This window comes from Candidatus Accumulibacter propinquus, from assembly GCF_056856495.1.
The window spans coordinates 796,166-810,044 of record NZ_JBSEHC010000002.1 but is presented as its reverse complement, the minus strand read 5'-3'; the positions used below and the strand labels follow the sequence as shown (position 1 = coordinate 810,044).

Annotated in this window: 4 protein-coding genes and 1 pseudogene; all 5 read left to right on the top strand. The window is 60.6% G+C overall.

All coding sequences use genetic code 11. The annotated features are described in order from the left end of the window. The first annotated feature begins 571 nt into the window (after window positions 1–571). The 5 genes and pseudogenes from AC15MQ_RS05990 to AC15MQ_RS05970 all read left to right on the top strand — a co-directional run bounded on the left by AC15MQ_RS05990 (window position 572) and on the right by AC15MQ_RS05970 (window position 13,751). Window positions 572–3,502, top strand: coding sequence for a DEAD/DEAH box helicase (locus AC15MQ_RS05990; protein WP_483079635.1), 2,931 nt, complete (start codon window positions 572–574; stop codon window positions 3,500–3,502). A gap of 28 nt (window positions 3,503–3,530) precedes the next feature. Beyond that, window positions 3,531–8,723: an Eco57I restriction-modification methylase domain-containing protein gene (locus tag AC15MQ_RS05985; RefSeq protein WP_483079634.1), complete on the top strand. Its 5,193-nt coding sequence runs from the start codon at window positions 3,531–3,533 to the stop codon at window positions 8,721–8,723. Next, on the top strand, window positions 8,716–9,180 hold the full coding sequence (locus tag AC15MQ_RS05980; protein WP_483079633.1) for a hypothetical protein: 465 nt from the start codon (window positions 8,716–8,718) through the stop codon (window positions 9,178–9,180). Before AC15MQ_RS05985 ends, AC15MQ_RS05980 begins: the two co-directional genes overlap by 8 nt. A 67-nt stretch (window positions 9,181–9,247) precedes the next feature. Beyond that, a pseudogene (locus tag AC15MQ_RS05975) lies at window positions 9,248–10,479 on the top strand (ISAzo13 family transposase). After that, a complete protein-coding gene (locus AC15MQ_RS05970) occupies window positions 10,476–13,751 on the top strand; it encodes an AAA family ATPase (protein ID WP_483079632.1) in 3,276 nt (1,091 codons plus the stop codon). Before AC15MQ_RS05975 ends, AC15MQ_RS05970 begins: the two are co-directional and overlap by 4 nt. Window positions 13,752–13,879 lie beyond the last annotated feature (128 nt).

Sequence of the window (13,879 nt, the reverse complement as noted above, 5' to 3'; positions counted from 1 at the left end):
CTTTAGGGTCCCGGTCACCGTCCAAGATGCGAAGCCACCAGACTTGCAGCAATGAACTCTGGCTCGGGCCACTGACACCGGAACCTATCATTCCGAAAGGTCCACAAAGAGGTGCGCAGGTCACTCACCGAAGCCTTTGCTCGCACACTCATCGACGTCGAGCTTGCCGATCAGGGCTGGACGATCAGTGAGGACGTCATGGTCCGCCAAAAAAGAAAGCCCCCGTGCCGACGTCAGGGAGCATCGATCGCCCGGCACACGACCCGAGATCGGCCAGCCAGCGGGGAATCGAATGCGAAGAACGGCTTCGCCGTGCATCGTGCCGTGGCTGCAGCTGGCTGCGCCCCCGTAAGGCAGCATACGATTCGCGCGGCTGGAATTCCTTGCCAATCACGCGGTCGTTTGCGGTACCATTCGACGGCATTCCTGTAGCATCTTCGCCGCAGTCGCCATCCTGCAAGAAGTGCTCACATCCCGTGTAGAACCCAATTTGCCAAGGCTGGGAGGATTCAGGCAGGCGGGAGCTGCCTGCTTTATCCGGGAGCGCAAGAACAACAAGAGAAAGACATCAATGCTTCCTTACGCTCCTGGCGCGCGTGTCGTTGTTCGCGATGAAGAGTGGCTTGTTCGCCGCGTCGATCCATCCAGCGATGGCGGCTACCTGCTCGGTTGCGATGGCGTTTCCGAACTGGTGCGCGGCCGTTCTGCCCAGTTCCTGACGCAGCTGGAGGAGGAAATCCTCGTTCTCGACCCCGCCGCGACCGAGCTTGTGGCGGACACCAGTTCGCATTTCAACAGCACCTTCCTGTATCTCGAAGCGCAGCTTCGCCGCAGCACTCCCAACGATGACCAGATCCATCTAGGCCATCGCGCGGTCATGAATCTCGTGCCCTATCAGCTCGATCCCGCGCTGCAGGCCCTCCGGCAGCCGCGCCAGCGGATCCTGATTGCCGATGCCGTCGGTCTGGGAAAGACGCTCGAGGCGGGCATTCTCACTTCCGAGCTGATTCAGCGCGGGCGCGGGCAGCGTATCCTGGTGATTACGCTCAAGAGCATGCTGACCCAGTTCCAGAAGGAATTCTGGAGCCGCTTCTCGATTCCTCTGGTGCGTCTGGATTCGGTCGGCCTGCAGCGGGTGCGCAACAGCATCCCCAGCAATCACAACCCGTTCAACTACTACGACCGCACCATCATCTCGATTGATACGCTCAAGAACAATCTTGAGTACCGGAATTATCTGGAAAACGCCTGGTGGGACATCATCATCATCGATGAGTGTCACAACGTCGCGGCGCGCGGCAACGAGGATGGCTTGTCACGACGTGCCCGACTGGCCCGCCTGCTCTCCGGCCGCTCAGACACCATGATGCTCCTGTCGGCCACGCCGCACGATGGTTCGGCGCGCAGCTTCGCTTCGCTGATGAGCCTGCTCGACCCCACCGCCATCAGCGACCCCGACGACTACACGCCGGAGGATTTTCGCAACAAGGGGCTGGTCGTCCGCCGTTTCAAGAAGGACATTCGCGATCAGGTCAGTGCCGATTTCCAGGAACGTATCACCGAGCAGTTGAAACAGTCTGCCAGTCCGCAGGAAGAAGCAGCCTACCGGGCCCTGCTGGCGATCCCGTTTACCCAGAAGGGCGAGCACCGCGCCGGGAAGCAGCAGGAGTTGCAGCGGGTCGGCATGCAGAAAGCCATGTTCTCCAGCCCGTTCGCCGCGCTCGATTCCACCGGGCGGCGAATCGCTCTGCTGCAGGACAAGCCAAACATCAGCGGCGATGAACAGGCCGAGGTCGCCGCTCTGGAGGAGTTTTCTGCTGCCCTGCGCCGGATCGATGCCGCGAGTTTCAGCAAGTTTCAGCGCCTGGTGCAGCGTCTCAAGGACCCATCATTCAACTGGCAAGCGGCCGACCCCTCAGACCGTCTGGTCATTTTCTCGGAGCGGATCGAAACGCTGCGCTGGTTGCGGGAAAACCTGCCCGGGCCGGCTGGCCTGAAGCCTGTCCACTTCGAGATCCTGCACGGCGGCATGACCGACACCGAGCAGCAGGAACTGGTCGATCGCTTCGGTCGCCAGGACGACTCCGTGCGGGTCCTGCTGTGCTCCGATGTCGCCTCGGAAGGTCTCAACCTGCATTACTTCTGCCATCGACTGGTGCATTTCGATCTGCCGTGGTCGCTGATGGTGTTCCAACAGCGCAATGGCCGTGTAGATCGTTACGGCCAGATCAGGCAACCCCGCATCGTCTATCTGTTCACGGAAACCGGTGTCGACCGTATCAAGGGCGACCTGCGCATTCTCGAAATCCTGCAAACCAAGGATGAGCAGGCCAACCGAAACCTTGGCGACCCGGCCTCATTCCTGCACGTGTTCGATCCGGAGAAGGAAGCCGCCAAGGTGGCAGAGATCATGGCCGCCGGCACCAGTCCGCAGCAGTTTGAAGCGGCGATCGATGCGGCGCAGGGTTTAACCGAACAGGCAGATGCGGATGCCGACGCCGATGGCGACTGGCTGCTCAAACTGTTTGCCCAGACGGAGCAGCGGGGCGATGCGGCTGCCCCATCACCGCCCAGCACCGATTTCATCCGTGAGGGCATTTCCCTGTTCGGCGATGGCGAACTCAGCAGCGACTACGCCTTTGCCAGGACCGCCCTGCAGCAACTCTGCATTCCGACACCGATTGTCTCCTTCAGCCACGACGATGCCAGCCAGACGATCACGCTGAACGCGCCGCGTGACCTGCAGGAACGCTTACGCGTTACCCTGCCGCTGGAAGTACGCGACGAGCACCATCGCTATACCCTGTGTGCCCACAAGAGCCGCATGGCCCAGGCCATCGAGCAGGCCCGTCAGGCGAAAGCGGATGAGGAGAGCTGGCCAGCGCTGCACTACCTCTGGCAACAGCATCCGATCATGGACTGGCTGTCGGATCGGGTGCTCACCGCCTTCGGCCGTCATCGCGCACCGGTCATCCAGTGTCCGCAACTGATCGATGGCGAACAGGCCTTCCTGCTTATGGGCCTGATCCCCAACCGCAAGGGCCAGCCCTTGCTGATCGAGTGGCAGGCCGCGGTATTCGACTCTTGCGCCTGGAGCTTGCAGGCCTTCCCCGACTTCGTCGCCCGCACCCGGTTCAAGGCCGGTACTCTGGCCAACCGCAATCAGGGGATCGACACCGCCGCGCTGCAGGCCAACCTGCCCGGTGCGGTCGCCGCGATGAAGCAGCACATGCTGGCCTTGCAGCGCCGCTTTGCCGCAGACATGACCGCCCGCCTGTCGGGAACCCTTGCCGATCTGCAACGCCTGCAAGGCAGGCAGATCGAGCAGCTTGAATTGCGCCTGGCCGCCAACCAGCAGGCCGAACAGTTCAAGAAGACCAGACGTGAGCAGCGCACACAGCATATCCGCAAAGTCTTCGATGAATACCGGCAGTGGGTGCAGGACACCATGACCACCGAGCCACAGCCCTTCATCCAGGTTCTGGCCGCCGCCGTGCGCTGAAACCGGGAAAGGAACGAGAGAACCTGCCATGTCCGTCGCCCAGACCGTCCAGAGCTTTGCCGGCATTGCCAACGAGAACGAGTTCTACGGCCACCATTACCTCGCCGAAGTCTTCAAGGGCGACATCCGCGCCCTGATCGAGAGCTGGCAGGCCGCCGAAGAAACCGCTGCCCAATCGCCTGCCGCTGGCGAAACCGCCGCGGCAAGACGTGCCGACAGCCGGGCGCCGCACAAACGCCTCGCTGGTCTCGGCGGCAAGTGGTTTGCCGCGCTCGCCACCCAGGCACGCCTGCGCGAAGACGCCGAGCGCCTGCTTGCCCACCGGCAACTGCACGCCCCCTTGCTCGAGGCCCTCGGTTACCCGCTCAGGCCCCAACAGATCGAGTTGCAGGCAGGTATGCCGGTGCCCGTCTGGGCAGCTTTTGGCGAAGCGCATCAGGCGCCGCAGTTGCTGATCGTGCCCGCCTACCAGCCCGGTCGCGAAGACGATGACCCGCTCGATCATCGTCTGACCGCCACTCACTATGGCGGGCAGGAAGCCCCGCCGGCGTTCAGCAAACTCTCCTGGCTGGAAATCCTCACCGAAGCGCTGTTCGGCACCGACCAGCCGCCGCGCTATGTCATTCTGGTCGGATTCAGGGAATGGCTGCTGGTCGACCGCTACAAATGGCCGAACAATCGACTGCTGCGCTTTGACTGGAGCGAAATCCTCGACCGCAAGGAAACCTACACCCTGCAGGCGGCGGCGGCCCTGCTGCACCATGACAGCCTGGCCCCCCGGCAGGGCGCCAGCCTGCTCGACGGCCTCGATGAAAACGCCCACAAGCACGCCTTCGGCGTCAGCGAAGACCTCAAGTACGCGCTGCGCGAAGCGATCGAGGCGCTCGGCAATGAAGCGGTGCGACAACTGCGCGAAAAGGCGCAAGCCGGCAAGCAGGGCTTCTACACCGGCAAGGACGCTGTCGATGCCGGCGACCTCAGCCTCGAATGCCTGCGCCTGGTGTATCGCCTGTTGTTCCTGTTCTATATTGAAGCGCGTCCCGAGCTCGGCTATGTGCCGATCCAGAAGAGCGAGATCTACGCCAGGGGCTACAGTCTCGAGTCCCTGCGCGATCTTGAACTGACACAGCTCAATACCGCCGCTGCGCGCGACGGACTCTTTTTCGACGCGACGCTGCGCCGCCTGTTCTCGCTGATCGGAGAGGGCTGTGGCGCAGCCGCCCAGCAAAGCGTCCTCGCCGGCAGCGTCAAGGAAGCCTTCACGCTGTCGCCGCTCGACAGCAAGCTGTTCGACCCCGGGGCAACGCCGCTGCTCAACCAGGTGCGTTTCCCCAACCACGTCTGGCAGCTCGTCATCCGTTTGATGTCGCTGTCGAACGGCAGACGCAAGGGACGCGTCAGCTATCAACTGCTGTCCATCAACCAGCTCGGCGCCGTCTATGAAGCGCTGCTCTCCTATCGCGGATTCTTTGCCCCGGAAGACCTCTACGAAGTCCAGCCGGAGCCCAAAAAGGCGTCAGCCAGCACCGGTGGCGATGACGACTACGAAGAGGGCGAACGCGAGGGTGAACAGCAGGGCGGCGGCAGTACTGACCTGATGGACAGCGCCTGGTTCGTCCCGGCCAGCCGTATCGACCAGTACAAACCCGGCGAACGCGTCCATGACCTCGACGAGCAGGGTCGCAGGAAGCTGCGCGTCTATCCCCGCGACACCTTCATTTACCGCCTGGCCGGTCGCGACCGGCAGAAGAGCGCGAGCTACTACACGCCGCAGGTGCTCACCCGTTGCCTGGTCAAATACGCGCTCAAGGAACTGCTGAAAGGCAAAACCGCCGACGACATCCTCACCCTCACCGTCGTCGAGCCGGCCATGGGCAGCGCGGCGTTCCTCAACGAAGCCGTCAATCAGTTGGCGGAGGCGTATCTGGAGCGCAAACAGATCGAGATCAAGCGCCGCATCCCTCACGAGCAATACCCAGTCGAGCTGCAAAAGACGCGCATGTACCTGGCCGACCGCAATGTCCATGGCGTCGACCTGAACCCCATCGCCACCGAACTCGCCGAAGTCAGCCTCTGGCTTAATGCCATCTACGGCGAGCCGCCAGAACGGGGCCAGCCGCCGACGGCCGCCCGCGTCCCCTGGTTTGGCTACCAGCTTTTTTCCGGCAACAGCCTGATCGGCGCAAGGCGCGAGGTTTTTGCCGAGAGCCTGCTGAAGAAGGGTAGCAAACCCGCGTGGTACGACACCCCCCCGCGCCGCTGCGGTTTTGCCCCCTCTCCTGCCGGCGGGAGTGGGGCCGGGGGAGGGGGTGAAGTTCGCCGCCCCGACGAGGTCTATCACTTCCTGCTGCCCGACCCCGGCATGGCCAGTTACACCGACAAGGTGGCGAGACAGCTCTACCCGGCCGACTTCGCGCGACTCAAGACCTGGCGCACGGCGATGAAGCCGCCGCTCGAAGCGCACGAAGTCCGGCGCCTCGTGCAGCTTTCTGACGCCATCGACCAGTTGTGGTCCGAGCACGTTAATCTCGTCGGCGAAGATCGCGCCCGCACTGAAGACCCCCTGGCGCTGTGGCCTCACGATTCGCCCCGTCTCCCGGAGGGAGAGGGCTGGGGAGAGGGCAGCCGCACCGTCACCACACGCGCGCAGAAGGAAGCGATTCGCACCAAAGGCCTGCTGAACCAGGACGACGACTACGCCACGCCGTACCGCCGCCTCAAGCTGGTGATGGATTACTGGTGCGCGTTGTGGTTCTGGCCGATCACCCGCAGTGCCGATCTGCCGAGCCGCGAGCAGTGGTGGCTGGAAATCGGCGCCATCCTCGAGGGCAACATTGTCGATCTGTCGCCGCAAATCCCGATGGACTTCAGCGCCGCGCCGGTGCCGCAGCCATTTCTGCCGGAAGTCCAGGCAACGCTATTCGGCGAGGTGCAGCCGATGCTGGCCACCGCACCGGCGCATCCGCAACTGCATGACAAGTTTGGCCAACTGCGGATCAGCAAACTGCGAACCCACTTTTCCCGGGTGGCGACGGTGGAGGCCGTTGCCCGGCAACGGCGGTTCATGCATTGGGAGCTGACCTTTGCCGATGTCTTCGCCAGACGGGGTGGCTTCGATCTGGTCGTCGGCAATCCGCCCTGGCTCAAGGTCGAATGGAACGAGGCGGGGATTCTCGGCGAACGCAATCCACTCGTCGCGATTCGCAAGCTGAATGCCAGCGAACTGGCGCAGCAGCGCAGTGCAGCCTTCGAGCAGTTTCCCGGCCTGCAAGGCGAGTGGACGGCCGAACTTGAGGAGGCGGAAGCCACGCAGAACTACTTCAATGCCCAGCAGAACTATCCGCTGCTCAAGGGTGTGCAGACCAATCTCTACAAGTGCTTCATGCCGATTGGCTGGATGCTGGCTGGGCAGCGCGGCGTCGTTGGCTACTTGCACCCGGAAGGGCCGTACGACGATCCGAAGGGCGGGGCGTTGCGGGAAGCAGTGTATGCGCGGTTGCGGGCGCATTTTCAATTTACAAATGTTCGCCTTCTTTTTGCGGAGGTCATGATCTGGGTTCGATACTCGATCAATATTTATGGCAAGAATCGTGAGTCGCCACTATTTGATTCGCTTGCAAACCTGTTTGATCCAGCAACAGTCGATCGTTGCTATGAACATGATGGATACGGCCTGGCAGGCGGTATCAAAGATGATGCTGGCGAGTGGAATACCACAGGTCACGCCGACCGCATCGTTGGTGTCGGCGACGAACTGCTGACCGTTTTCGCAAAGCTCTACGACGAGCCTGGTACACCACCGCGCCGCGCGCGCCTTCCAGCACTGCACGCTGGACACCTTTCCAGCGTGCTCGCCAAACTCGCCGCGCATCCGCGCCGCTTAGCCGATCTGGGCGATGACTATTTCTCCACCGTGATGTTTGACGAAACCTATTCGCAGCGCGATGGCACTCTATTCCGAAATGCCGACCGTAGCGCGCCCTTTGCCGCCGCGCCGGAAGACTGGGTGCTCTCGGGCCCGCATTTTTTTGTAGCCAATCCTTTCTACAAGACACCCCGCCAGCTTTGCATTAACCCTCGCGCTTACGACCCGCTCGACCTTGAAACCCTCCCTGACGACTATCTGCCCCGCAGCAACTACCGCCCGATGCAGGATCGCGCCGAATATGCTCGCCGCACGCCCCGCGTAAGCTGGAGCGAAGCAGAAACGCTTACCTTGCCGTGGGATCACCTCACTGCGGAAGAACAAGCCGAACATGCCAGCCAGAAAGGGCAGACGGTTGCCGTGCAACGCTGGCGGCATAAGCGGGTGACGGAGTACTTTCGATTGGCTTTTCGAGCGATGTTGTCAGTGTCAGCGGAACGAACACTAACCGGCGCCCTCGTCGCAAGAGGCTGCTCGCACATCAATGGTGTTCAATCGAATGCGTTTAGAGATGTTGTCTCGCTCCTCGCCGCCGGGGCAGTGTGCAGTTCGCTGATTGCTGATTTCTATCTCAAGTCTATTGGACGCCCGAACCTACATGGCACTTGGACGCGACTGCCGCTACTTCCAATTCAACAGCCATTGATTGTCCGGTACCTTGCACTCAACTGCCTCTCTAGCCAATTCGCTCCACTTTGGTCCGAACTCTTCCGCGCCAAAGTCTTCCATTACGAGCGCTGGAGCCAACCTAACAACCCGCGCCTGCCGCAGGATTTCTTCGGCAAGCTCACGCCCGAATGGCAACGCCACTGCGCCCTGCGTACCGACTACGCCCGTCGCATGGCGCTGGTCGAAATCGACGTATTGGTTTCTCAAGCCCTCGGCCTCACCCTCGACGAACTGCTGCTCATCTACCGCGTCCAGTTCCCGGTCATGCAACAGAATGAGCGCGACACCTGGTACGACATGGCCGGCCGCATCATTTTTAGCTGCAACATCGGCCTGGCCGGAACGGGCCTGCCGCGCAAGGGCAGCCGCAGCACCGCCGACGTGACCTTCACCACCCCCGATGGCCGCAGTAAAACCGGCAAGTATGGCTGGGACGATATCCACGCCATGCAGGACGCCGGCACCTTGCCCGCCGGTAGCACCGTCACCACCACCGTCCTCGACGACACCCACCCCGGCGGCCCGCAAACCCGCACCCGCACCTACACCGCCCCCTTCGCCCTCGCCAGTCGCGAAGCCGATTACCGCGTTGCGTGGGCGTTCTTTGCGCAACAAAACGATGTTTGAAGAAACCCAAGGAGCTGCTATGAGCCGTTTTCCATTACGCCATCTGTCTGTACGTGTGCCCTGGCATGACACGGGCTGGAAGGGCGTTGTCTGTCAGGCGCCGCATCTCAACGGCGCGTGCGTGAAGCTCAAGGGGGTTGCCGGCGCTAAAGACGACGAGCGGGAACGCAAGATTGCCGGCCGGTCGCTTGGAGAGCTTGCACCCGACGAATTCCCGCCTTGTGTGAATGAGCGCGGCAGCTTCATGGCGCCGTTCGAGCTGGAACCGATCAAGCGGCATGCGCTGGCGCACATGAATCCGACCGATTACGGCCACTTCCAGCCGACCCCGCAACGCTACCCGCCTTACTCCGCCGGCATAGTGCCGTTTCGCTGGTTGATGCGAGAAAACATCGAAAGCCTTGCGCATGAGCTGGAACTGGATGCAGCACTCGATCGAGAGCCTAAGCTTAGGTGATATCCCCAATTCTTCATACCGTTGTGTGCGATACTTTTAGCCGATTCTGCGATTGGAGGTCTTGCGAATGGGAGTCGCCACGGTAGCGGAAAGGAAGGTTTCTCTTGAAGCCGAGCACCTGGAAGATATCCGGCTTGCTGCGAGCAAGATGACGGGGGCGAGGCGCAGGGCGTTTCAGGCGGAGATGGCGTTGAAATATTGTAGTGGCAGTGCTCGGCGTGCCGAGGAGGTGTTCGGCTGGAGTCGGCAGGCCGTGCAGCTCGGTCTGCATGAGAAACGTACGGGTATCATCTGTCTGGGGCTGCACGCGTTCTGCTGCGGTGCGAAATTGTGGGAGAAGAAACACCCCGAGGTGGCGCAAGCCCTGTGGGAACTGGCGGAAAGTCATGCGCAACAAGACCCGACTTTTCGCACGACCTTGTCGTTCACCCGCCTGACCGCGGAGGAAGCCATCAAGCAGTTGCGAGCGCAGGGATTTGCGGACGATGTCCTGCCTTCCCGAAGCGGTATGTCGAGAGTGTTGAACCGCAACGGGTACCGGTTGCGCCCGGTGCTCAAGGCCAAACCCCAAAAAAAGTCCCTGAAACCGACGCCATTTTCGCCAACATCCGGGAACGTGACCGCGATAGCCAAGACGAAGCCGTCATGCGCCTGAGCATGGACTGCAAGGCGACGGTGAAGATTGGCGACTACTCGCGTGGCGGCAAGACGCGGGGTGACCACCGGGCTGCCGACCACGACATGGGGTGCGAGGAAAAACACACGCCGTTTGGTGTCGTCAATGAAGACAGTGGGTCTCTCCATCTGTCCTTCGGAAGCTCGGCGAAGACCAGCGATTTCATCATCGACAGTCTCTACGCCTGGTGGGAGCGTCAAGCACCCGAGGAGCGTGCTCGCGTCACACACCTCCAGATCAAGGCCGATAACGGACCGGAGAGCAATGGCCGGCGTACGCAATTCCTCAAGCGCATGGTCCAGTTCGCCGATCACATCGGCAGGTCCATCCGCCTCCTCTACTATCCGCCGTACCACAGCAAATACAATCCGGTGGAGCGTTGCTGGGGAATCCTGGAAAAGCACTGGAACGGTGCCAAGTTGACCGATACCCAAACGATGCTGGAGTGGGCCAAGACCATGACCTGGAAAGGCGTTCATCCCGTCGTCGAACTGAGCCGCACGGTCTACGAGAAAGGAGTCACGGTGGCCAAGGAGGCTATGCAAGCGGTCGAGTCCCGTCTGGAACGTCACCCGCTCCTACCCAAGTGGGACATCTTGATCCGACCAGTCGGCACGGTATGAACTATCGTAGAAATCACCTTAAATATGACAGTCGCTGGGTGCACGAGGCGGGTAACCAGACCGCATTGCTGGATGGCTTCGCGGGGCATCTGCGCGAAGAGGACTCGCTGATTCTATTTTACGCCAAACATGTGCCCTTCGTAGAGGGCACCGCGCGCGTACTGATCGGCGCCGGGCGCATCAAGAAAATTGGGAAGCTCAGCGAATACGACCGTAAGGGCGATGGTCCGCACGGCATGTTGTGGGAGCGTCCTGTTCAGCATTCCATTCGCCCGAATGGCGAGGACGGGTTTCTGATGCCTTACGCAGAGTTGCTGGCTCGAGCGGAAGTCGACCCCTCCCTCGACCTTGAGCGTTACACCGCGAAGGCGCCGGACGAGCACTGGAACGAATTCTCGTATGCCAGTGAACTGGTGCGGCACGATGGGGCGATAGCATCCTTGCTGACGATGGATCTCGTGCTGGGGCGTATGCATGACGAATTGGGTATCGAGCTGAGCGCGCCGCGCAAATGGATTCATACGGAACTGGTGCGGTTGTGGAAAGTGCGTGGCCCCTTCCCGGGTTTGGGTGCGGTACTGACAGCATTTGGCTTCAGCCGTGGGGTATTCGTGGCGCATGCCTTGCAGGAAAAGGCAGGCGAGAACGTCGATCCGTGGCCACAGGTGGATGCTGCATTCAAGAAACCGGATGAGCTGTTGCCCAAGGCTTTGCGAGCAGACATCAAGGCGTTGGCTTCTACCTGGAAGGGCTTGTCAGCAGAGCGCCGCCACTACCTGAAGCTCTTGAGCCGCTTCGAGCTGACGGTTGAACAGGCGCAGAACCTGTACGAGGCTGGGGCGCGAAAGAATGCGGGCTGGGGCGGATCAGATAAGGAGATTCTTGAAAACCCGTACCGGATTTATGAATTGAGCCGCCTCGATCCGGATGGCGTTCGCTTGCTGACGGTGGATCGTGGCGTGTTCCCGGATGATGCTGTGCGGCTGGTGCATCCGCTGGAGGAGCCTTCTTGTCTGGAGTCTGGCGTGGATCGTCGCCGGGTACGGGCGTTCTCTCTGGCGGCTCTCGAAAAGGCTGCACTGGATGGCCACACCTTGCAGTCTCGAGATGGCTTGGTCGAGGCCATTCGCGCTTTTGCCGTAAAACCCGAATGCGCTGTGACCGGCGACATGCTGAGCGCACAACTGCCGCAAATGGCGCCGGAGATTGTTCCGGCACTGGTGAATGAGGATCAGGGCTTGCAACTTGATCGCTACAAGGCGATTGGCGAGCTGGTGCGCAAGGAACTGAGGCGGGTAGATGGTGCGCGCCATGTGGTGGCGGTGGATTGGAAGCAGGCACTGCAGGCAAAGCTGAAGACGCCCGTGGATGAGGAAGACAAGCGCGCACATGAAGAAAAAATGGCCGCACTCAAAGAATTGGCGGAAGCGCGTCTGAGCGTGCTCGCGGGGCCAGCCGGTGCTGGAAAGACCACCGTGCTCGGAATCCTGTGTGCGCAGGAGCCAATCGCCAGGGACGCGATACTCTTGCTTGCCCCGACGGGTAAGGCTCGCGTGCGCATGCAGGAGCTGTCCAAGGGAGCACGGGCAGCAGCCATGACCATTGCGCAGTTCCTGAACCAGCACGGTCGCTACGACGGGAATGCCGGACGCTACATTCTGAGCGACCGCCCTAAAGCGGAAGGCTATGGCACGGTGATCGTGGATGAGTCTTCCATGCTGACTGAGGATATGTTGGGCGCGTTGTTTGATGCACTGAAGGGCGTGAAACGTTACATCTTTGTGGGCGATCCGGCGCAGTTACCACCAATTGGCGCCGGGCACCCGTTTGTCGATCTGATTGCGAAGCTGCGCCCGGCAAGCCGTGAGCAAATATTCCCGCGGGTCGCCAGGAGCTACGCAGAGCTGACAATCGAACGCCGCCAGGTGGGGGCGGATCGCCCTGACTTGCGATTGGCTCGGTGGTTTAGTGCTGCAGCGCCCGATACGGGTGATGACGATATGTTTTGCGAAAGTGCACCTGCATCAGACACGATCCGCTTCGTGCAGTGGTCTGACGCGAACGACTTTCAGGTCAGTTTGCTGAAGGTATTGTGCGAGGAGCTGAAACTATCGGGGTTGGACGACGACCGCGGGTTTAATCGACGTCTCGGTGCCACCGAACAAGGTGAATACGATTACTTCAATGCCACCCGTGGTGAAAAAGCCGGCTCGGTAGAAGCGGTGGAGCGATGGCAGATTCTGAGTCCACTGCGTGGCATGAGCTTCGGTGTCAGTGATATCAATCGTCAGATTCACGAGCGTTTTCGTAAGAATTTTCTCGAACTGGCGACCCGTCGCTTTCGTTCAATCCCGAAACCCATGGGAGCTGAACGAGTGGTTTATGGCGACAAAGTGATAAACCTTAGTAACCACAGACGGGATGGCAAAAAAGTCTATCCGCAGGAGGGGGCGCTGGGCTATCTGGCCAATGGTGAGATTGGTCTCGCCGTTGGGCAGTGGAAGACCAAATGCTTTCCGAAAATCCTGAAGGTCGAATTCGCATCGCAGAAGGGTTACACCTATGACTTCTATGGAAGCGACTTCAAGGACGAAGGCGACGCAGCAATGGAGCTGGCGTACGCACTGACGATCCACAAGGCACAGGGAAGCCAGTTTGAACTGACGATCGTGGTTCTGCCTGAGGGGCATCCGATCCTTTCTCGGGAGCTGATCTATACCGCGCTGACACGCCATCAGCATCGTGTTGTGATCCTGCATCAAGGCCCACGAAGCGGGTTAAAGGACCTTTCCTCACCGTTAAGTTCATCCATTGCCCGCCGCATGACGAATTTGCTCATGGATTGCCGGATGCGGGAGATCAAACAGGAGAAGGGCAGCGTCTTTATGCAGGATGGGTTGATCCATCTGACCCGTGATGGCCGTGCCGTACGTTCCATGTCTGAACTGGTCATCGCAGAAGCCTTGATTGCGGCAGGGCAAGTCTTTTCCTACGAGAAGCCTCTTGTCTTAAATGGCGAAGTTCGCTATCCGGACTTCACGCTCGAAGATGAAATCAGTGGCCGCACCATCTACTGGGAACACCTCGGAATGCTTGAGAAGAAAGGCTATTGCGACAAGTGGAATAAGAAGCTTGCTTGGTATGCCAAGAACGGTGTGCGGCTAGAACGCGAGGGCGGCGGACCGAACGGGATGCTGGTGACGTCGGAGGGGTCGGGATCAACCGCGTTCAATGCATCCGAGATTCAAGCAACGATCCAGCGGTTGTTCTAAGTTTGATCAGGGGAAGCTCATCAGATGAGCTTTGGGGCGGGTAGATTTGTAGCACTGCTGGCAAGGGGAGTGATTACGGATGGCGTGGGATAGAGGAACGGAAGTTCGACGCATCGATAACCCGGGTA